This window comes from Sphingomonas sp. PL20, from assembly GCF_017875905.1.
In the GTDB taxonomy this organism is placed as follows: Bacteria; Pseudomonadota; Alphaproteobacteria; order Sphingomonadales; family Sphingomonadaceae; genus Sphingomonas; species Sphingomonas echinoides.
Genome location: NZ_JAGINH010000002.1, coordinates 2,350,118 through 2,372,480, shown reverse-complemented (window position 1 = coordinate 2,372,480; position 22,363 = coordinate 2,350,118). Strand labels below are relative to the sequence as shown.

Sequence of the window (22,363 nt, the reverse complement as noted above, 5' to 3'; positions counted from 1 at the left end):
TCTTTCATGACACGCAAAACCTCCACCCCGCGTTCTTCCCGCCTCACCGGCACGGTTCCGGCGCGCAAATGGCGCCCGCCCAGCGCGTGGTGCGCCAGCGCGCTGGCCGGATCGCTGGGGCTGGGCCTGATCCCCGCCGCTTATGCGGAGCCGACGGGCGGTGTCGTCAGCGCGGGCAGTGCCACGATCGTGACCAACCCCAATGCGGTGACGGTGACGCAATCCTCGGCCAACGTCGCGATCAACTGGTCGAGCTTCAACATCGCCCCGGCGGAAACGGTGACCTTCGTTCAGCCGAGCAGCACGTCGGTCGCGCTCAACCGCGTGACCGGGCCCGATCCTTCGTCGATCCTCGGTACGCTGAACGCCAATGGGCAGGTGTTCCTGATCAACCCCAATGGCATCCTGTTCGGCAAGGGCGCGCAAGTGAATGTCGGCGGGCTGGTCGCCTCGACACTCGGCCTGTCGGACAAGGACTTCATGGCCGGGCGCTACACATTTTCCGGCGATAGCAGCGCTGCGGTGCTCAACAAAGGCACGCTCAGCGCCGATGGTGGCTATGTCGCGCTGCTCGGCGCGAGCGTCGGCAATAGCGGGCTGATCTCGGCGCGGCTTGGCACGGTCGCGCTCGCCGCGGGCAATGCCGTGACGCTCGATGTGGCGGGCAATGGCTTGCTCAACGTCACCGTCGACAAAGGTGCGCTGAACGCGCTGGCGAACAATGGCGGGATGATCGTCGCCGATGGCGGCCATGTGCTGCTGACCGCGATCTCGGCGGGGGCGCTGCTGCACGCAGCGGTCAACAATAAAGGCGTGATCCAGGCGCGCACCGTGCAGAACAAGAGCGGCGTGATCAGCCTGCTGGGCGACATGACGAGCGGTTCGGTCGCGGTCGGCGGTACGCTTGACGCGAGCGCGCCAAGCGGCGGCGACGGCGGTTCGATCGAGGCATCGGCCGCCAAGGTGACGATCGCGGATGGGGCTCTGGTGACGACCGCTGCTGCGTTCGGCAAGACCGGTCTCTTCACCATCGATCCCTATGATTTCACCATCGCGCCGATTGGCGGCGACATTTCCGGCGCGACGCTGTCGGCGCTGCTGGTCACCAACAGCGTGACGATCAGCACCGCGACCGGCTCCACCACGACGGTGGCGGGGGCGCCTCCGGTTACCAGCATCAATTCCGGGACGACCGGCAATGGTGACATCACCGTCAACGACGCGATCAGTTGGACCGCGTCGCCCAGCACCACGACGCTGAAATTGCTCGCCGATCGCGACGTGAATGTGAACTTCGCGATCACCGCGACCAACGGCAATTTCGTGATCTGCTGTGGGCGCGACATAACCGTGCGTGCCGCGATCACCACCACCAACGGCAGCATGTTGCTGAACGCCGGACGCAATTTCTCGCTGACCAACACCGGCGTGTTGACCGCGACCGACGGCAACATCACGCTATGCGCCGGGCTGGACATCACCATCGCCGGCGCGATCACGCTGACGCGCGGGACGAATGTTCCCGCGCAAAGCCTGGGTCTGGCACCGGGATTGGTGCTGCTGGCCGGCAATGCCGGGACCGGTCCGGGCATCGCCGGGGGCACGGTGATCTTCGCTCCCGGAACCCCGCTCGTCGCCGTCACCGGGCCGAATGCGCCGGTGGCGATCTATTATAACCCGATCTCCTATGCGACGCCGAGCAACTATTTGCCCAATTTCACGCTGACCTCGGGCGCGACGCTGAGCCAGTTCATGCTGCTCTATCCCTCCGCGACGAAGACGGCCGATGGCACGACCGCCGCAATCCTGTCCGGGTTCAACACCACCACCGCCAGCGGTGCTCCGACCGGGGTGACGCTGGTGGCCGGGCCAGGGGCCTCCGCCGTTTATGACAGCGCGGGTGCCGGCACCGGCATTGGTGTAACCTACACTGGCTACAGCCTGACCGGTGCGAACGCCGGCCAATATGCGCTGGCGGCCGCCTGTTGTACGACAGGGTTCAAGACCGTCGGAACGATCGTCGCTGTTACGCCAACACCCACACCGACACCGACACCGACACCGACACCGACGCCCACGCCAACACCGACGCCCACGCCCACGCCCACGCCCACGCCAACACCAACACCAACGCCGACACCGACGCCGACACCGACGCCGACACCGACGCCGACACCAACGCCGACCCCAACGCCGACGCCGACGCCGACACCGACGCCGACACCAACGCCGACACCGACGCCGACACCGACACCGACGCCGACACCAACGCCGACCCCAACGCCGACGCCGACGCCGACACCGACGCCGACACCGACTCCAACGCCAACGCCAACACCAACACCGACGCCGACGCCGACACCAACACCGACGCCCACACCAACACCAACGCCAACCCCAACCCCAACCCCAACACCGCCACGCCTGCCCCCGATCTTGCCGCCGTCACCGCCATGGTTCCCGCCGACGTCCAACATGCCGCCCCCGGTCATCGTGACGCCGCCGCCGGTGGTGACGATGCCACCGCCCGTGATCGAAGTGCCGCCGCCGGTCGTTGAGGTGCCGCCGCCCCCGCCCGTTGTTACGCCGCCGCCACCGCCGCCCCTGAAGCGGGTGCCCAAGCAGGATCGTTTCTAGGCCTATGCCGCATCTGCGTGTCTCCAAGATCTTGCCCATCGTGCGTTGGCGGAGCGCGCTCTGGCTGGCGCTCGCGATGGTGCCGCTGCCAGGGGCGGTGGCACCGGCTGCGGGGCCCGCTACGGTCGATGCGGGCAGGCTGGTGACCGCCCCATCCGCCACACAGGCGGCACCGCTGGCCCAAGCGGTACCCCCGCTTCCGCCAACGCACGCAAACTTTGGCGGCGAGGCTCCCTCTGCCGATGCGCGGCGGGTGGCGGATTGGGCGGTCGCGTCGGGCGATAGCGCAGGCTTGCCGTTCGTGATCATCGACAAACGCCGCGCGCGGCTGTTCGTGTTCGAAGGGAGCGGGCGGCTTCGCGGTGCCAGCACCGCGCTGCTCGGCTTGGCCCATGGTGACGATAGCGTGCCCGGCATCGGCTCGCGAAAGCTGGCGACGATCCGCCCGGAGGAACGAACGACGCCTGCGGGCCGCTTCGTGGCCGCGCTGGGGCGCGATTTTCATCAGGACATTTTGTGGATCGACTATGACGCCGCGCTGTCGCTGCACCGGGTCGTCACCGGTAATCCGGGGGATCACCGGCTCGCGCGGCTGAAGAGCACTGCACTCGCCGACAAGCGGATCTCTTATGGCTGCATCAACGTGCCGGTCGCGTTCTACAACGGTGTGGTGCTCGCGGCGTTCACCGGGACGCACGGGATCGTCTATATCCTGCCGGAACAACGCACGCTGGAGGAGGTCTTCCGCCCGCTTCAGACATGGGCACCGCCGCCTGCACCCGCGCCTGGAGCGCGTTGAGCATGGAATTGACTGCCTATCTCCATCCGGGCTGGGCCCCGCTGATCCGCCCGGCACCTGCCACGCGCGCGTGGATGGACTTGACCCCGGAAAGCTTCGCCTATCGCTGCCTGCCGCTCAACATCGCCAATGCGCAGGGCTGGGAAGTGCTAAGCCCGTGCGGTTTCACCGCCAGCTGGGACGGTGGGACCGATCCATCGGGCGTGACGATCACGCTTGATGACGGTGCCGATCCGGCGCGCGCGCCAGTGTCGTTATTTGGGCAAGGTATCATCACCTTTCATATCGAAGCGATCTTCCGCACGCCGCCGGGCTGGAATTTGTGGGTCGGCGGGTCACCCAATCGGGCGAAGGATGCGATCGCGCCGTTGACCGGCATCGTCGAGACCGACTGGTCGCCCTTCACCTTCACCATGAACTGGCGTTTTACCCGCCCCGGCGCGACCGTGCGCTTCGAGCCGATGGAGCCCTTCTGCTTCCTGTTCCCGCTGCAACGCGCGGCGATCGAGGCGTTCGCGCCCGCCTTTGCGCCGCTTGATGCTGACCCTGCCACCGCCGCGCGCTTCCACGCGTGGAGTGCTGCGCGCGATGCGTTTCATTTGGAGTCGCAACGCAATCCGCCAACAGCCCCCGCCGACCGTTGGCAGAAACATTATTATCGCGGCGAGGATGTGGCCGGTGAAAAACTGGTGGCCGATCACCGCACAAAGCTGAAACTGCGCGCCTTTGATCGCTCCGCCGCGCCGCATGTGCCGGTCGCCCCGGCGGAGGAGGGGAGTGTCCCGACCGCGGTTCCGCCTGTAGCGTTGGACAAAGCCGATACCGTCGAGATCCAACGCGCGCTCGACAAGCGCGAATGGCTGCTCGAAGCGCTCGAGCGCCAGCGCGCGCTTGCGCCGGACGGCGGCGCGATCGAGCGGCGCAGCGGCATGGGCACCGACGAGTTTCTGAAGGACTATTATGCCCCGGCCCGGCCCGTCATCCTGGCTGGCGCGATGGACAACTGGCCTGCGCTGGCCCGCTGGTCCCCGGCCTATCTCAAGGCGCTGATCGGATCGGCTCCGGTTGAATATCAGGGCGGGCGCCGTGAAAATGCGCGGTTCGAGCGCGACAAGGATCGCCATCGCCGCACCGCGCCGTTCGACACCTTCATCGACAGCATCACCGGAGCGGACACCGGCAATGACGCCTATCTGACGGCCTATAATTCGGCGGCAAATCAGCAAGCGCTTGCCCCGATGATCGCCGATATGGGGTTTCTCGACACGTTCCTGACGCGCGATGCCGCGCTGCCCAACGGCATGCCGTGGATCGGCCCCGCCGGCACGGTGACTTCGCTGCACCACGATTTGACCAACAACTTCATCGCGCAGGTCGTCGGGCGGAAACGCTTGACGATCGCCCCCGCAGCCCAAGTCGGTCGGCTCTATAATACGCAGCATGTTTTCAGCGAGATCGCCGATCTGGAGGATCCTGATCTGGATCCAGCGCGATACCCACGCCTGGCCGAGGCGACTCTCTATGATGTGTTGCTGCAGCCCGGCGAAATCCTGTTCATGCCGCTTGGCTGGTGGCACCAGGTGAAAGCGCTGGATTTCAGCGTGACGATCACCTTCACCAACTTCCGCTGGGCCAATGACGCTTATGCCTCTTATCCGAGCGGGTGAGGCTGGGCCAATTGCCGATCTGCTCGATCTGCGCCTGCGCGGCCAGCGGCAGCGCGTGACTGCGGTCGATGCGACCGTCAGAATTGCCGTGTGCGGGTGAACCCATGAGCCCTGCCTCGGACAAAAGACCCCTAAAAAGTGAAACGTTTCACAAAGGCGTCATACTGCGGTGCGACAGCGCAGTACCGAATCGGAAAAAAGGGGGACAAACATGGCTTTCACGAAATTATCCGGAGCCTTGGGGGCTCGGGTGGCCAGCGGCGCGCTCATTGCCATCCTGTGCGCGCAACAGGCGCATGCGCAGCGCGCGGAAACACCGGACGCGGCACCGGCCGAGGTCGCTGCGGCAGAGGGAGGCGATATCGTCGTGACCGGGCAGAAGCTCGGCGCGGGCAAGGCACGCGCGACGTTCGAGCTGGACCGCACCGACATCGCTGACCGCCCGCTCGGGGCAGATATCACCCAGAGCCTGGCCAAAGTACCGGGCGTCAAGGTTTCGACCGGTGACGCACGCGGCGGCTCCTTCTCGTTCGAGCTGTTCTTGCGCGGCCTGAACAAGGAGCAGATCGGGCTGACGCTGGACGGTATTCCGACCGGCGATGCGCGCTTCAACGGCGGGTCTCCGCCGCAGCGCTTCATCGATTCGAGCAACATCGGCACTATCGTCGTGTCGCAGAGTGCGGGCGACATCGGCGCGCCATCACGCTTTGCGCTCGGCGGGTTCATCGATTTCCGCACCGAGGAGCCGGCCCGTGATTTCGCCGTCACGGCGGAAGGGGGCGTCGGCAGTTTCGACTATAATCGTGCCTCGCTGCGGATCGACACCGGCGATCTCCCAGGCGGTGTCGCCATGTATGGCAGCTTCTCGCACCAGCGGAATGCTGTGTGGGCGGGGCCGAACGCACGGCATTCCAATCGCGACCATGGCGAGTTCAAGGCGGTCAAGACGTTCGACAACGGATCGTTCCTGAAGGCTCGGGTGTCGTATAACAGTCAGTTCGACAACGACTTCAATATTGTCACGCTGGCGCAGTTCAGGGCCAATCCGAAGAGCGATTTCCTCAACGATACGCTGACCGGCATTCCCAATCAGGATTTGAACTATGGCGGCACCTTCGGCGGGGCGCGTCGCGATTTCCTTGCCTATCTCAACGGCAAGTTTGTCCTTGCCGACCATGTGACCCTCGCCATCAACCCTTATTACCAGACGCTCGACGGCTATTCGCTAAGCTATCAGAACCGTCACCGTCAGCTTGCTGGCGCGGACCCGTATGCGGTGCTCGGCTATACCGCGACCGGCGGCGCTGTGCGCCCGGCGCTGGCGACGACGTCCAATCCGAACGTGGTTGGTGGCCCGGCCGACATGCGCGTCACGCCGCGCAAGCGCGAGCGCTATGGCAGCACAGCGGAGCTCACGATCGCGGATCTGGTGCCGCGCAATACCGTCCGCATCGGCGGCTGGTTCGATGGCGGCACGTCGTCCGAGGAACGCGACTTCTATCCGATCCTTCCCTCTACCACGGAGCTCGCGTGGAAGGGCGGGTTGCCGTCCTATGTGCTTTACAATCGGTCGACCTCGATCACGACGCTCGAATTTTACGGGCAGGATTCTTTCCAGCTTGTACCGGGCATATTTCGCCTCGATGCCGGCGTGACGTGGTACCACATCCGATACAAAGCGCAGTCGCCGCTGGAATATTCGGCAAAGCTCGATTTTTCGCAGAATTCGCCAGTTCAGCCAAAGGTCGCGTTCAGCCTCACACCGCTTGCACACCTTGAAATTTTCGGCGGTTTCGCGCGCAATTTCTCGGGCATCCCGGAGGATGCTTTCCTCGGCTCGACCGCCATCATCCAGCCCGGCGACCTCAAGCCCTTGCAGTCGAGCAACATCGACGGTGGCGTCCGCTATACCGCAAAGCACCTGGCGCTGTCCGCGCAGGCGTTTCATGTCCACCTGAAAAACGGCGTGGGAATCGTGCCCAACGATCCGACGGTCACCGATCCGATCGACATTCAGCGCGGAAACCTGGCCACGCGCGCCGCGAGCATCCTGGGGCAGACCAGCAACGGCGTTGAGGTCGCGGCGCTGGCGACTTTCCCCTGGATCGACGCCTATGCGACCTATTCCTATCAGCAGGCCAAATACGATGACGCCGCCATCGGCTCGCGCGATCGGCTCAATCTTGCCTCGGTCGGGATCATCGCGGGGAGCGATGTCCGGGATATCCCGCGCAACAGCGCCTATGGCGAACTGACGCTGAAGCCCGTTGCGGGGCTGCGGCTGCAGGGCAATATCAAATATATCAGCAGCCGGGTGGGGGGCGACATCATCGCGCCGACCACCTTCCAGGAAGTCGCGATCGACCGCATCCCGGGGTACACGCTGGTCGGCGCGATGGCCCGCTATGACCTGCCGCAGATCGGCGTGCTGAAGAATGCCTCGATCCAGCTTAACGTCGATAACGTGTTCGACGTCGGCTATATCGCCTCGGTCACCAGCGCGACCGCGACGGCGACCGAAACCGGGTTGCCGGGGCGTTCGCTGGGCCGCTACTTCATCGGTGCGCCGCGCACCGTGACCGCGTCCTTCCGGGTCAGGTTCTAAGGGCGCTGAGCGGGCGCTCAGTCGCGATACCCTCTCGTGCCGACCGAGGCTGACACCTGTCATGCTCGGTCGGCAGGAGGAGCGCGGATCGTCGCGAGCGCCCCTGTGCTCGCAGGTGCGGGTTGACGGGCATGTCGGGGACATTTCGGGGCTGGACCATGCCGGGTTCATTCTCCTCGATCTGCCCGCCCATCTGCCTGCGCGCGATCCTCGGCGACTTGTGGATGGATTTTGATAAACGTAGGCAAGGCTGTGCCAGGTGGGAGGGAATAAGAACCGCAATGGGAGACGCGAAGCGGGCACGACCACCGACGCTGAAGGATCTCGCGCGCGAAGCCGGTGTCTCGCTCACCAGCGCGTCTTACGCCATTAACGGGACCGGCTCCGTCGGCCCGAAGACCCGCGCGCATATCCTTGATGTCGCAAAGCGCATCGGCTTTCGCCTCAATCTGAGCGCGAAATCGATGAAGTCGGGCCGCTCGGGCATGTTGGCGCTCATCATTCCCGATCTCGGCAATCCGTTCTTCGCGGCGCTGGTCCAGGCAGTGTTCCGCGAAGCACGCGCGGCGGGGTATCAAATCTATATGACCAACACCGAAGGATCTGAAGAGATCGAGGCGGAAGCGCTGGCGATGGCGGTCGGGTTGCGGGTCGATGGCCTCATCTGGTTTTCGATACGAGACAAGGACACCTCGGACGGCATCCTGTCCAATACCCCGACGGTCGTGCTCGATCGCACGGTCCCTGGATATGACACGGTGAGCGTGAACTATCTGGAGGCGGGGCGTCTTGCCGGGCAGTATCTTCTGGAGCGCGGCCATCGCCGGATCGGGATCGTGTCCGGCCCGCTCGACATCGTCAGCATGCGGGACCGCTGCGCGGGGGTGGTCGAGGCCTTTCGCAAGGGCGGGGAGATCGTCTTCAACCTGGAGAACAGCTTTTCGCTCGACCTCGAACCGATCGTCAAAGCGCGCTTGATCGAGGACCGCCCGACCGCTGTCTTCGCGGGGGCGGACATCATCGCGATTGGCGTCATTCGCTTCGCACAGACCCAGGGTCTGGCGGTGCCTGCCGATCTGTCTGTGCTGGGGTTTGACGATATCGATCTCGCCAGCCTGACCCAGCCCCAGCTTTCCACCTGCGAAATCCCGATCGAACACCTCGCCGGACGCGCCTTGCAAACGCTGGTCGCTCGAATCAAGGGGCGGGACGATGCCATCCAGTCCTTGCTGGTTGAATCCCGCATCATCGAGCGCGAGTCGGTTGCCCGCCTGCTACCGCTGCTTCCTGTCGAAGCCGGACACGCCGTTCGCTCTGACGGTACGTGCCAATGAGCGCCGATAGCTACGCCCGCAGAACCCTTCTTGTCTTTAAAATGTGAACGTTCACATTTCTGTCATTATCAGCCGTCATTTCAGGCGGATGAGGTTTGCATCTCCCCGCTGCGGCGGGGCCAGGGGCCAGCCATACCGAGCGAGGGAAACGGGACATGCCTATCACACGACGCGCGCTTCTGGTGGGAGCAGCGGGCTCTACGTTGCTGCTGGGTGCGCCAGGGATCGTACGCGCGCAGCAAGTCTTTCGCGCCTATCCCTTTACGCTCGGCGTGGCGGCCGGAGACGCGGCGGCGGACGGCTTCGTGCTGTGGACGCGCCTCGCGCCCGAGCCGCTGGAGCCGCATGGCGGTATGCCGATGGCGCCGATTGCGGTGCAGTGGGAAGTCGCTGCCGATCCGGCTTTCAAGACAATCGCGGCCAAGGGTGAGGCGCTCGCGCGGCCCGAACTGGGCCATTCGGTGCATGTCGAGGTGGTGGGGCTGCAGGCCGATCGGCCCTATTGGTATCGCTTCACCTGCGGTCGCGAGCGTTCGATGCGCGGGCGGGTGAAGACGCTGCCGGCCGCCGGTGCCTCGGTTGCCAGGGCCCGGTTCGTCGTGGTCGGCTGCCAGCATTACGAGCAGGGCCTCTACACCGCTTATGGCCATGCCGCGCGCGAGGAGGCGGATTTCGCGTTCCATTATGGCGATTACATTTACGAAGGCCGCACCTCGCCGATCAATTTCGATTATGGCGGTGCGCCGCGCAAATTCATCCGCGCGCATGTCGGCGAGGAGCCGTACAGCCTCGACGATTATCGCCGCCGCTACGCACAGTATAAGACCGACCCGGATCTCCAGGCCGCCCACGCGGCGACCGGCTGGTACGCCACGTTCGACGATCATGAGGTGCAGAACAACTGGGTCAGCGACCGCGACCAGAACGGCACGCCGCCTGAGGCCTTCCTGCTGCGCCGCGCCGCCGCCTTCCAGGCCTGGTATGAGCACATGCCGGTCCGTAGTGCGTCGATCCCGCATGGCGGCGCGATCCAGGCCTATCGTCGCGCACGGTTCGGCGATCTGCTCGATCTGCATTTGCTCGACACCCGCCAGTTCCGCACCGATCAGCCCTGTGACGACGGCTTCAAGGCGCGCTGCGCCGGCTGGGATGCGGCCGATGCGCAGGTGCTGGGCAGCCCGCAAGAGGCCTGGCTTGGCCGCAACCTCGCCGAGGGCAAGGCACGCTGGAACGCGATCGCGCAGCAGGTGATGGTGATGCCGCTCGACCGCCGCATGGGCGACGAGCCCGAGCCGATCCGCAACATGGACAGTTGGGGCGGCTATGATCGCCCGCGTGAGCGGTTGCTCTCCAGCTTCGCCGGGCATGGCAATGTCGTGGTGCTGACCGGCGACGAGCATCAGAATTACGCGGGTGAACTGCGCACCCACGCCGGGCAGGGCGAAGCGGTGGCGGTCGAATTCGTCTCCACCTCGATCAGCTCGGGGGGCGACGGTGCCGATGTGCGGTGGGGCAGCGACAAGATCCTCGGCCGCAATCCGTACCTCAAATACATGAACGACCGGCGCGGTTATCTGCTGTGCGACGTGACCAGCGACCAGTGGCAGGCGCAGTTCCGCACGGTCGACCAGGTTACCGAACCCAACGCGCCGGTGAAAACGGCGCGCACCGCGATCGTGCCGCATGGCCGTCCCCAGCTCGATTTCGCCTGACGGGGACGCTGATTGCATAAGGATGAAGGGGACTGCCTGCCCGACACACGGCGGCGCGCGGCGATCCGTCGCGTCGGCGAGGTCGGGCTGGCGGCGGCGGTCGTCGCGGCAGGTGCGCCGCTGTCGGCAAGCGCAGGGGCGAAGATGCAGCGGGAAATGATGCCTGATTTTGGCCCGAATGTGGTGGTGCTGGATCCGTCCATGCCCGACGGCGAGATACAGGCGGCGATCGATGCGATCTTCGCGCTGCAGGAAGCCGCGCATTTCACCGATCGGCGCTTCGCCATCCTGTTCCGGCCGGGCCGCTATCGCGCCGATGTAAAGGTGGGGTTTTTCACCCAGATCCTTGGCGTCGGGGCGCTGCCCGGTGCGGTGACGATTGACGGCCAGGTTCGCGTCAATGCCGATTGGCTAAAGGGGGACGCCCTTGCCAATTTCTGGCGCGGTGCCGAAAATCTGACGGTTCGCCCGCCCAAGGGCTGGGATCGCTGGGCGGTATCGCAGGCGGCACCCTATCGGCGCATCCATATGCTGGGCGATTTGCTGCTCGACGACGGCGGTTCGTCGAGCGGCGGCTTCCTTGCCGATTGCCGGATCGAAGGGACGGTTCACGCCGGCAGTCAGCAGCAATGGTATAGCCGCAGCAGCCGGATCGGCGGATGGCAGGGCGTGAACTGGAACATGATGTTCCAAGGCGTCCAGGGCGCGCCCGCCACGAGCTTTCCCGACCCGGCGGTGACGACGCTGCTGCGCGTTCCGCTGCTACGCGAAAAGCCGTTTCTTCAAGTGGACGAGGCTGGCCGCTGGTCGGTGTTTGTGCCCGCGCTGCGCCGTGACGCGGTCGGGCCGAGTTGGGCGGAGGGCCATGCGCCGGGAAGCGCCCTGCCGATCGCGCATTTCTTCCTTGCCCATCCTGGCATGGACGCCGCGACACTCAATGCAGCGCTGGAGCGGGGACAGCATTTGCTGTTCACGCCCGGCGTCTATCGGCTCGCTGCGCCGATCCGGGTGAAGGGTGCCAATCGCGTGCTGCTCGGGCTTGGGCTCGCGACGTTGCAGGCGGTGGCCGGCACGGCGGTGCTGGAGATTGACGATGTCCCCGGCGTCACCGTGGCGGGCCTGATGATCGATGCCGGGGCCGAGCGGTCAACCGTGCTGGTGCGGGTTGGCCCGCCTGGCAGCGACGGCGATCATCGGCACAACCCGGTCCTGCTGGCCGACCTGTTCTTCCGCGTTGGCGGGGTCGAGGTGGGCAAGGTGGAGACCTGTTTGGAGATCAACAGTCATAACGTCCTTGCCGATCATGTGTGGATCTGGCGGGCCGACCATGGCGATGTCGATGGTAGGCGGGTGCATGTCGGCTGGGACGAGAGCACCGGCGATCACGGGCTGGTGGTGAATGGCGACGAGGTGACGATCCACGCGCTGTTCGTCGAACATTTCCAGCGGTATCAGACTTGGTGGCGCGGTGAGCGCGGCCGCACCTATTTCTATCAGAACGAACTGCCCTACGACCCGCCGACCCAGGCGGCATGGATGGCGGGGGGCACGCGCGGCTGGGCCGCCTATAAAGTGGACGACGGGGTGCGCGAACACGAGGCGGTGGCGCTGGGCATCTATGTCTACTTCCGCACAAACCCCGATGTCGTGCTGGAAAGCGCCATCGAGGCACCGGGGCGGCCAGGGGTGCGCTTCCGCGACGTCACGACCATGTCGCTGGGGGGCGGGGTGGGCACGATCGCGCACCTCGTGAACGATACCGGTGCTGCTGCCCGGCTCGGTGCCCCGCAGCAGCGGCTTATTGCTTACCCCTGACCCCTGGTGTGGGTTCGCGAACCATGAGCATCACCAGCCCGCCCGCAAAGGTCAGTCCTGACAGCAGGAAGAGCAACGGCGCGAAGCTGCCCGGCATCGCGGCCAGCCAGGCGACAGCGGTGCCGATCAGCGCCGGCAGCGTGTTGGTGAGGTTCAGGATGCCGAGATCGCGGCCGCGATGCCGCTCGCTGGGCAGTTCCTGCATCCAGAAGGCACCGTGGAGCGCCATGAACACTTGTGCGCCGACGCCATAGACCAGGAACCCCGCCACCGCGACCGGGCGGGTGGCCGCGAGCGCCATCACGGCCAGTCCGCCGGCGGTCACCGCAGCGGCCCCCAGCAGGAAGGGTTTGCGTCGCCCGATCCGATCCGACAGCCGCCCGAGCAGCAGCGTGCAGGGGAGGGGCAGCAAATACGCGAGCACCAGCGTGCGACTTACAAAATCGGCGGCGTCGATGGCGGCCTGCCGTGGCGGCAGATCGGCAAAGTAATAATAGAGATAGAGCGTCAGCCCGTTACCGGCTGATTGCAGCAACAGGCGTGCGATCCAGGCGACCGCCAGATTGCGGCGGGCCACGACGCGCGGGATGGAGGGCGCGTGGGTCGGCAGTCGGCGGGCAGTCGAGAAGGCGAGCGGAACGATCAGCAGCGCAATCGCCAGCGACAGCAGGCAAAGGCGTCCGGTCTCGGTGAGGCCGGGCAGCTTCACCAGCGCCCAGGCGGTGGCGGCACCGATCGGATTGGCGAGCGCGAGCAGCCCGCCGGTAAAGCCTTTCTGTGCGTCGGGGATCTCGTCGGCCATCAGCGCCAGCAGTGGTGCCAGCACGGCATTGGCGGCGCATTGCACCGCCACCACCGCCAGCAGCACGCCGAGTGGCGATGTGACGCGGGCGAACAGCGCATAAGACAGCGCCAGCCCGACGATGCCGAGCAGCAGCCAGCGCCGCCGCCCATCACCGCGCGCGACCGATCGGTCGCTCAGCCAGCCGAAGCCGAGATTCGCACCGATCGCCGCCAGCGTTCCGATCAGCGCGACCAGAGTGAACAGGTTCAGCCGGTCGACACCGGCGACCGCCTCCACTTTCATTGGCAGGAAGACGGTGAATAAGGGCAGGTATCCGATCGTCCCGCCTGCGTTCGCAAGTGCGAAAAGAAGCAAAAAACGCCAATGCCGCGCGCTGGTATCGGCGGGGGTAAAGGGACGCGGGACTGTCATGCCCGGTCGCGAATAGAGCGTGCGTCCTGCCGTGCCAACGCCGTTTCGAGACTTCCTTTTTGCGGGAGCGATTTCGCTTCGCCCGTGCCGAATGATTGCCGAAATATGACAGTTATGAGAACGATCTCTAGGTAAAATGCTACGAAAATGTGACTTGTTGACCCCCTAAAGAATGTTTGTATGAGAACGTTCACATCATGGAGGGACCATGATTAAGCGATAGCGGGGAGCCCATATGACACGTGAACACTCAAGGAAATCGACGATTTGGCTGGCGGGGATCTCCTCGCTGGCATTGCTGGCGATGCCCAGCGTTGCTGCAGCGCAAAATACCAGCCCCAGCGATTCGCCGGCCGCCAAGGACGATGGCGATATCGTCGTCACCGGCATCCGCGCGAGCTTGCGCGAATCGCTCGCGCTGAAGCGCGATGCGCAGGGCGTCGTCGACGGCATCACCGCCGAAGATATGGGCAAGTTCCCGGACACCAACCTCGCCGAATCGCTCCAGCGCATCACCGGCGTGTCGATCGATCGCTCGATCGGTGAAGGTTCGACCGTGACGGTGCGCGGCTTTGGCCCCAACTATAACCTGGTAACGCTCAACGGCCGCCAGATGCCGACCTCGACGCTGGACGGCGGTGCCACCGCGCCGACCTCGCGCCTGTTCGACTTCGCCAATCTTTCGTCCGACGGCATCGCTGCGGTCGAGGTTCACAAGACCGGTCGCGCCGACATCGAATCGGGCGGCATCGGCTCGACGATCAACATCCGCACGCCGCGCCCGCTCGACAAGCCGGGTCTGCACGGCAGCTTCGCCGTGTCGGGCATGTATGATACGTCGAGCAACGCGAAAAACACGCCCATCACGCCCGAAGTTTCGGGCATCGTCAGCGACAGCTTCCTCGACAATCGCGTCGGCATCCTGCTCACCGGCACCTATCAAAAGCGCAAGGCGGGCAATAACGAAGCCTATGTCGGCTGGAAGAACGGCCGCACCGGATCGGACACGAGCGGCGAGCTCGCCCAGCCGGGCGATCCGCGCTACGCCAACATCACCAACCGCCCGACCGGCGACCAAGTCTACACCGTGCCGCAAAATGCCGGCATCGGCATCAACGATATCGAGCGCGAGCGGATCAACGGGCAGGCTGTGCTGCAATTCAAGCCGACCGACACGCTGACCGGCACGATCGACTATACCTATTCGCGCAACCGCGTGACGGTGCGCAGCAACAGCATCGGCGTCTATTTCAACAATAACGACACCGTCAGCCAGTGGACCAGCGGCGCGGTGGCGAGCCCGGTCTTCTACACCGAGCGGTTCAAGGCGAGCGAAGGCAAGGACGTTTCCTACGTCAGCAACCTCAGCGCCAACCAGAGCGAGAACAACTCGATCGGCGCGAACCTGCAGTGGAAGCCGGGAGGGGACTTCTCGTTCGAGTTCGACGGCCATCACTCGATCGCCAGTTCTGGCCCGACCAACAAATACGGCACCAGCACATCGGTCAGCACCGCGATCTTCGGCGCGGCCAGCCAAACGATCGACTTCACCCACTATATGCCCGTGCTGTCGATCACGATGCAGCCGGGGATCGACCTGCTCGACGCGTCGCGTATTCAGGCGACCGGGAACTCGTTCCGCAACGGCATGTTCCGCGACGAGATCAACCAGGCCCAGTTCAAGGGCCGCTGGGAGCATGGCGGTCTGCTCGACAGCGTCGACTTCGGCATCTCCTATGTCGATAACAAGGTCCGCTCGGCCTATGGCTATCTGCAGAACAACACCTGGGGCGGTGCTGGCCCGGCCTCGGATTTGCCCGACAGCCTGTTCTCGCTCGCAACCATTCCGGACAAATATCCGGGCCTGAAGACCGATGGCAGCCTGCTGATCCAGAAGATCTTCACCAAGAATTTCGAGAGCCTCGTGGGCAATCTCGAGAGTCTGTATAAGGTGTGCTCCAAGCCGCAGAGCGGTACGCCGCTCGGGCCCGACACCTGCCTGGCGCAATATACCGTCGATCGTCACATTGAGGAAAAGACGCTCGCGCCGTACCTTCAGGCGAATGTGAAGTTCGACGCGTTCGGCCGCCCCGCGCATTTCTATGCCGGCGTCCGTTACGAAAAGACCTGGATCGACTCCTCCGCGCTCGTGCCGGTGGCGACGGGAACCAAATGGGTCTCGGCGAACGAGCTCAACGTCGTCTATTCGGGCAAGAGCGACTATACGACGCTCAGCGGATCGTATGAGAACTGGCTGCCGTCGTTCGACTTCGACATCTCGCCGCTGAAAAACGTGAAGCTGCGTGCCTCGTACGGCCATACCATCGCGCGGGCGGATTATGGCAGCCTGCAGGGCGGCCAGACGATCGATTCGCTGTTCCGTGTCGATGGCGGCACCGGCAGCCAGGGCAATCCGGGCCTGCTGCCGTACAAGTCCAAGAATCTCGATTTCTCGGCGGAATGGTATTACCGGCCCGATAGCTACATTTCGGTCGGCTATTTCCATAAATCGGTGGTGAACTTCATTGGCACCGGCCAGGTGAAGAAGCCTGTGTTCGGTCTGACCAACCCGGCGGACGGCCCCCGTTACAAGGCGGCGATCGCGGCGCTCGGCGCGGGGGCGACGTCGAACGACATCCGCCAGTATATCTTCAAGAACTACCCCAATTCGGTGGTGATCACCGGCGGTACGCCGGGCAATTACACCGGCGACATTCTCGGCCTGCCCGAGGACAATCCGGTGCAGTTCACGGTCAACACGCCGGTGAACAACAATCAGACCGCCAACGTCCATGGCTGGGAATTCGCGCTCCAGCACGCCTTCTGGGACACTGGGCTCGGCATGATCCTCAACTACACGATCGTCGATGGCGACGTGCACTATAAGAACAACATGCCCGCAACGGTGAACCAGTTCGCGCTGGTCGGCCTGAGCGATACGGCGAATGTGATCGGGTATTACGACAAGAACGGCATCCAGGCGCGCGTCGCGTATAACTGGCGCGCCGAGTTCCTGTCGGGCGCGGGGTCGAACCCGAGCTATACCGAAGCCTATGGCCAGCTCGATGCCAGCGCGAGCTGGGAAGTGCGGCCGCGCGTCACCCTGTTCGTCGAAGGGATCAACCTGACCGGCCAGGGCCGCCGTTCGCATCAGCGCACGGACCAATATGTCACCGTCACTGCGCCGGGCTATGCCCGCTATACGGCGGGCGTGCGCTACCGCTTCTGACGACCATCGGGCCTTGCGGTTTCGCGACCGCAAGGCCCTTCCACCCCGCCGCGCGGCGTGCCAACGCCTGCGGCGGGGATTTGGGAAACGACTATGACCGACCATGTGCTCGTGACCATCGACGATCACCGCGCCACACGGATCGACCGGGGCCGCAGCGCGGGGCTGGGCGATGCCGTGCAGCTGTGCCTGATCGTGCCCGACGAGTTCCGGTCGGTGCAGAATGCCTATCCGATCCTGTTTCAGCGCACCGCCGCGCGCGATGGCTTTCAGGCGGTGGCGCTGTTCGGCTTTGCGCCGGAGGAGAATCTGTATCTGGAGGGGGACCGCTGGGATGCGCCCTATCTCCCGCTGGCGATGGCGACCCGGCCCTTTCTGATCGGTCCGCCGCCGCAGGGTGGGGACGTGCCGCAATTGCATCTCGATGGCGCGAGCCCGCGCGTGCTCGCACCGGGGAATGCAGGCTATGACGCGGCATCGCCGCTGTTCGACGATGTCGGTGCGCCGAGCGCCTATCTGGCGGCGGTGCTGGAGGGGCTTGGTCGGCTCGACCGCGGCTACCGCGCCGCGCCCGATTTCTTCCTGGCGCTCGAACGGCATGACCTGCTCGAGCCCGTCTCGATCCGCTTCGACGATGCCGAGGGCAATGCCCGCCAGATCGTCGACTTTCACGGCATCGACGAGGAGCGGTTCGCCGCGCTCGACGGCAGCGCGCTGGGCGAGCTGCATCGCGAGGGCCACCTGCTGCCGATCACCATGGCGCTGGCCTCGCTCGCCAATATCGCGCCGCTGATCGCGCGCCACCAGCGGCGTGCCCATGGCTGACCCCGCCGAGCTGTTCGACGGGCTGCGGCCGGTGGCGGAGGTGGCGGCGGCGGATGCGGCTGCGCTCGATCGCGCGCTTGCGGCCAGCAATGAGCCGTTCGTGGTGCGCGGGCTGGTGACGAACTGGCCGCTGGTCGCGGCGGGGCGGGTGGGGGCGGCGGAGACGCGCGGCTATCTCGCGCGCTTTGCCCGCGATACCGATTTCACCTATGCCGAGGGGCGGCGCGGGGCGGGCGAGCGGATCTTCTACGATGCGACGATGGCGATGAACCATCAGAGCCGCCGCGCCCGCGTCGCGGAGATCTTCGCCGCGATGGCGGCGGACGAAGGCGCCCCCGACGCGCCGCTGCGCTACATCGCCTCAACCGACGTGCCGCGCTTCTTTCCGGACCTTGCGGAGGCCAACCCGGCGCCGCTCGGGGCCAGGGACGGCATGGCCGCGACGATCTGGATCGGCACCGCGACACGGGTGGCGGCGCATTGCGACGCGCCGGACAATCTCGTTTGCACAGCGGTCGGCCATCGCCGTTTCACGCTGTTTCCGCCGGACCAGTTCGCCAACCTTTATCCCGGCCCGCTCGACAATACGCCCGGCGGGAGGGCGATCAGCATGGTGGATTTCCACGCGCCCGATTTCGCCCGCTTCCCGAAGTTCCGCGAGGCGCTGCACCACGCGCGCACGGCGGTGCTGGCACCGGGTGATGCGCTGCGCATCCCCAGCCAGTGGTGGCACCATGTCGAGGCGCTCGACCGTTTCAACGTGATGATCAACTATTGGTGGCCGACCAGGCCGTCCTGGCTGGCCGATCCGCACGACGCATTGCTGATGGCGATCCTCGCGCTTCGCGATCTGTCGGCAGCCGAGCGGGCGCATTGGCGGCATGTGCTGGATCATTATGTATTCGACCCCGGCGAGGCGGTGACCGCGCACATCCCGGAAGGGGCGCGCGGGATCCTCGATCCGCTCACACCGGAAACGGCGGGGCAGTTGCGCGCGTATCTCTTGCGGCAGCTCAGCCGCTAAGCGAAGACGATACAGGAGAGGAAGTTGCATGTCTCGTAGGCGCCAGTCCGTGACGATCCGCCATGTCGCGGCCGATGCCGGCGTTTCGCTGCAAACGGTCAGCCGGGTGATCAACAAGGAATCGGGCGTGCGGCCCGAGATGCTACACCGCGTGCAGGCCTCGATCGCCAAGCTCGGTTATGTCCCCTCGCTGGCGGCGCAGCGGATGAGCGGGTCGCGCTCCTACCTGATCCTCGCGCTCAACGATCGTGAGCGCACGATTGCCGATTGGCGTGCACGCGAAGGACGGGACTGGGTGGATCAGATGCTGCTCGGCGGCATGCTCGCTTGCGCCGCGCACGGCTATCGCATGATTGTCGAGTTGGTCGACACCCAGAGCGACCAGATCGAACGCGAACTGGGTGCCGCGATCGCCGCGCTGCAGCCCGATGGCGCGATCCTCACCCCGCCGCATTCGCAAAACCCGGTGATCCTGCGCCTGCTGGCAGAGAAGGGGATCGAGATTGCACGCATCGGATCGGTGGCGGAAGGTCCCGGCCATATGCTGGTGCAGGACGATCGCGGCAGCGCGCGCCTGGCGACCGAACATCTACTGGCGCTCGGCCACCGCCGCATCGGCTTCATCGCTGGGCCCGGCGAATATGAACTGAGCGCTTGGCGCGTCGAGGGCTGGCAGGCCGCGATGGCGGCGGCGGGGCTTTCGTCCGAGGGGCTGCTGGAGACGGGCGACTTTTCCTACGGGACCGGTCTGGTGTCGGCACGGGCGTTACTTGACCGCGCCGGTGTGACCGCGATCATCGCGGCCAATGACCAGGCCGCGCTGGCAACGCTGGCGGCGGTGCGCGGCCGAGGGTTGAGCGTGCCTGAGGACGTGTCGCTGATCAGCTTTGACGATACGCCAATCGTGCGCTTTGCCAGCCCGGCACTGACCGCCGTGTCGCAACCGATCGCCGACATCACCGCCAAAGCGGTCGAGCGGATCATCGATGCGTGCGCGGGGCGCGCCACGGCCTCGACCGAGCCGGTGGTATTGCCCTCGACGCTGATCGTGCGCGAATCCACCCGCCGCGCGCGCGAAGCCTGAGTTTAGGGCACGGGCGGGGGCGCTCGAGCATGTCCAGCCGCTTCTCGAGCCGCGCAATGCGGGCAGGGAGGAGCGTGTGGACGTCGGTATCCCCAGCGTCGAAAACCTCGCCGCATAGGAGCCCCACATCGTTGCCCGGGTGATCGAGCGCCGAACGTACCTCCATCACGGCAAGGCCGATATTCAGACGGCAGCAACCGGAAGACCGTTGCCGTTGGGTGCGGGGGCCGCCGGCTTGATCTTGAACCACAATGCATAGAGCCCGAGATATCGACGCCGCAGCGAAGTCTCGATACTGATCTCGTATTAAAGGGAGGCGAGCGATGAAGCGAGAGTGGCTGCGGCGTGATCTGTTGAAAGCGGCACCCGCATTGGCCTTCTCTGCGACGCCTATGGGACTTCGCGCCGCGGTGTCGGACGGTCCGATCGCGCCGCTGCTCGCCACCTTTCTGAAAGAGGCGAAGGCCGACGGCATCTCCGTCGCGATCGTGCGTAACGGGGTGACGCACTATCATGATGCCGGTTTCGCGGTACGCGACGGCGCGCGCGCCAGCAGAGATACCGCTTATGAGATCGGGTCGATCACCAAGACTTTCACCGGGCTGATCTTGGCGCACGCGATCCAGGAGAAGCGCGTCGCGCTCGCCGACGATATCCGCCGCTATCTGCCGTCCGGCTTCGATAATCTGGCGAAAGAGGGGCGCGCGGTCACCTTCGCCGATATTGTCACCACCACATCGGCCCTGCCCGACAATATCCCCGATTGGCATAGCGCGCTGGGCAATCCGACGCCCGCCGAACTGCCGCTGCGCGTCACGCAGTTTTACAAGGATTACACGCCGTCTGACTTCCTTCGCGATCTCGCCAAGGCCAAGCTGGTCGATACGTCTGGCAAGGAAACGCGCCATTCCAACACGGCCTCGCAACTGCTCGGCATCTTGTTGTCGCGAATCTACGGCCAGTCTTATCCGACCTTGGTCGCCCGCTATATCGAAAAGCCGTTCGGGATGCGCGGCGGCACCGGGGCAATCTCACCCGCGCGGCTCGCAATTGGTTATGATGGGACGGCAATGCCGGCGCTGTCGTTGCCGATCATCCTGCCGGCGGGTGGTTTGCGCTATGGCACGGCCGACATGGCCCGCTATCTTGAGGCGCAGATCGCCGCGCGCGATCCCGCCGTTGCTCAGACGCAGCAGCCGCTGTGGGGAACGCCGGAGCATCAGGCGATCGGCTTTCACTGGATCATCGCCAAGGCTGCCGACAGCCAGCTTTATTATCGACATAGCGGCGGCAGTTTCGGCTGCTCCAGCTATTGCGATTTTTATCCAGCCTCGCGCTACGGGATCGTCCTGCTGACCAATCGCGGCAATGGCGACGTACAGTATCGGCTGGAACAACTGGCCGGCGCGATCCGTGGTGCCTTACTCGGCCCACCCGCTGGGTTGGCGTTGCTGCAGCGCACGCTGGAAGCGACTGACTATGTCGATGTGCCGGGCAGCGTGGCAGCCGTGCAGCGCCAGCATCCCGAATTGCACCTGAACGAGGATCGGGTGAACGAATGGGGCTATCGCCTGCTCTTCGGCAAGCGTGCGCGGGCAGCCGCCGCGATCTTTGCCTATAACGTCGCCGCGAACCCGAACAGCGCGAACGCGCATGACAGCTATGCCGATGCTCTGACCGAGATTGGGGACAAGACCGGCGCAATCGCGGAATATGAGCGCGCCCTGACGCTGAACCCGAACAATGACCATAGCGCCGCAATGTTGAAGACCCTGCGCAAGGGCACGTAGCGGCGGCCCGAGCTAGAGCAGGAGGATCGGGCGCGGCGGGGCGTCAGGGGGGTACTCAGACTGGCGGCGGGCTATTTGCTGGCATCGAACGTGCCCGCTTTTACCGCGATCGGTTTGGCGGTCGGGTAGAACTGGGCGAACGTCGTCTCAACGGCTGCGTGCTGTTGGTGACAGGTGTAGCAGCTCGCTGAGGTCGGGAGCACTTTCGCCGGCATGTCGTCGGTGGCTTCGAAGAACCCCCAGCCGTTCGGAAAGCGCTTCGCGTCGCGGATGTGAAATTCAAGATAGGCGCGCTGTTCGGTCTGGAACTGCCCTGTGCGGTTGATCGAGCCGTTGGTTGCGCCCCGGCGGCCTTCCTTCACGAAGATGGTACCCTGCGGCCAGCGCCCCGTCGCCTTGAAGACACGCCAGGAGGCCGGATCGACAAAGACATTGTCGAACGTATCGTGCCCGGCGATCGGCTCATCGCCATAGTTCATGTTCAGCCCCGAGGTCAGAAAGATCCAGTCGCGATAGTCGGCCGGGACCATGAGTTCGCCAGCGCCGTTATAGCGCGGCGCGTCGCTTGCGTTCGCGCTGGCGATCAGCAGCAACGGGGTGAGCAGCTTGAGTGCGCGAATCATGGG

The 22,363-nt window shown here is 65.1% G+C and carries 14 protein-coding genes; 12 read left to right on the top strand and 2 right to left on the bottom strand.

Annotated elements, in window-relative coordinates; all coding sequences use genetic code 11:
• Positions 1–6 precede the first annotated feature (6 nt).
• The 7 genes from H4W01_RS11015 to H4W01_RS10985 all read left to right on the top strand — a co-directional run bounded on the left by H4W01_RS11015 (position 7) and on the right by H4W01_RS10985 (position 12,569).
• A complete protein-coding gene (locus H4W01_RS11015; protein ID WP_334685237.1) occupies positions 7–2,637 on the top strand; it encodes a two-partner secretion domain-containing protein in 2,631 nt (876 codons plus the stop codon).
• A gap of 40 nt (positions 2,638–2,677) precedes the next feature.
• A complete protein-coding gene (locus H4W01_RS11010; RefSeq protein WP_334685236.1) occupies positions 2,678–3,436 on the top strand; it encodes a L,D-transpeptidase in 759 nt (252 codons plus the stop codon).
• Between the two features lie 2 nt (positions 3,437–3,438).
• On the top strand, positions 3,439–5,103 hold the full coding sequence (locus H4W01_RS11005) for a DUF6065 family protein (RefSeq protein ID WP_209611013.1): 1,665 nt from the start codon (positions 3,439–3,441) through the stop codon (positions 5,101–5,103).
• A 211-nt stretch (positions 5,104–5,314) separates the two neighbouring features.
• Positions 5,315–7,708: a TonB-dependent receptor gene (locus tag H4W01_RS11000; RefSeq protein ID WP_334685235.1), complete on the top strand. Its 2,394-nt coding sequence runs from the start codon at positions 5,315–5,317 to the stop codon at positions 7,706–7,708.
• A gap of 281 nt (positions 7,709–7,989) precedes the next feature.
• Positions 7,990–9,042 (top strand): LacI family DNA-binding transcriptional regulator, encoded by a 1,053-nt coding sequence (locus H4W01_RS10995; RefSeq protein ID WP_209611012.1) that lies wholly within the window; start codon positions 7,990–7,992, stop codon positions 9,040–9,042.
• A 155-nt stretch (positions 9,043–9,197) separates the two neighbouring features.
• Complete coding sequence (locus H4W01_RS10990) at positions 9,198–10,754, top strand: alkaline phosphatase D family protein (RefSeq protein ID WP_209611011.1); 1,557 nt, start codon at positions 9,198–9,200, stop codon at positions 10,752–10,754.
• A 12-nt stretch (positions 10,755–10,766) separates the two neighbouring features.
• A complete protein-coding gene (locus tag H4W01_RS10985; RefSeq protein ID WP_209611010.1) occupies positions 10,767–12,569 on the top strand; it encodes an adenylyl cyclase in 1,803 nt (600 codons plus the stop codon).
• Here H4W01_RS10985 and H4W01_RS10980 read toward each other — a convergent pair.
• Positions 12,553–13,785, bottom strand: coding sequence for an MFS transporter (locus tag H4W01_RS10980; RefSeq protein WP_209611009.1), 1,233 nt, complete (start codon positions 13,783–13,785; stop codon positions 12,553–12,555). The genes H4W01_RS10985 and H4W01_RS10980 overlap by 17 nt on opposite strands.
• A 235-nt stretch (positions 13,786–14,020) precedes the next feature.
• On the opposite strand from H4W01_RS10980, the gene H4W01_RS10975 reads away from it, so the two are divergent.
• The 5 genes from H4W01_RS10975 to H4W01_RS10955 all read left to right on the top strand — a co-directional run bounded on the left by H4W01_RS10975 (position 14,021) and on the right by H4W01_RS10955 (position 21,737).
• A complete protein-coding gene (locus H4W01_RS10975) occupies positions 14,021–17,014 on the top strand; it encodes a TonB-dependent receptor (protein WP_209611008.1) in 2,994 nt (997 codons plus the stop codon).
• Positions 17,015–17,107: 93 nt separating this feature from the next.
• Positions 17,108–17,839: a SapC family protein gene (locus H4W01_RS10970; RefSeq protein WP_209611007.1), complete on the top strand. Its 732-nt coding sequence runs from the start codon at positions 17,108–17,110 to the stop codon at positions 17,837–17,839.
• Entirely contained in the window at positions 17,832–18,863 is a 1,032-nt protein-coding gene (locus H4W01_RS10965; protein ID WP_209611006.1) for a cupin-like domain-containing protein, read from the top strand. The genes H4W01_RS10970 and H4W01_RS10965 overlap by 8 nt, the downstream gene beginning before the upstream one ends.
• Positions 18,864–18,891: 28 nt before the next feature.
• The gene (locus H4W01_RS10960; RefSeq protein WP_209611005.1) at positions 18,892–19,947 is read left to right on the top strand and encodes a LacI family DNA-binding transcriptional regulator; all 1,056 of its coding nucleotides are present in this window, start codon (positions 18,892–18,894) and stop codon (positions 19,945–19,947) included.
• Between the two features lie 323 nt (positions 19,948–20,270).
• Positions 20,271–21,737, top strand: a complete 1,467-nt coding sequence (locus tag H4W01_RS10955; protein ID WP_209611004.1) for a serine hydrolase domain-containing protein — start codon at positions 20,271–20,273, stop codon at positions 21,735–21,737.
• Between the two features lie 71 nt (positions 21,738–21,808).
• Here the strand turns inward: H4W01_RS10955 and H4W01_RS10950 are convergent, their stop codons facing one another.
• Positions 21,809–22,360, bottom strand: a complete 552-nt coding sequence (locus tag H4W01_RS10950; protein WP_209611003.1) for a cytochrome P460 family protein — start codon at positions 22,358–22,360, stop codon at positions 21,809–21,811.
• Positions 22,361–22,363: the final 3 nt, after the last annotated feature.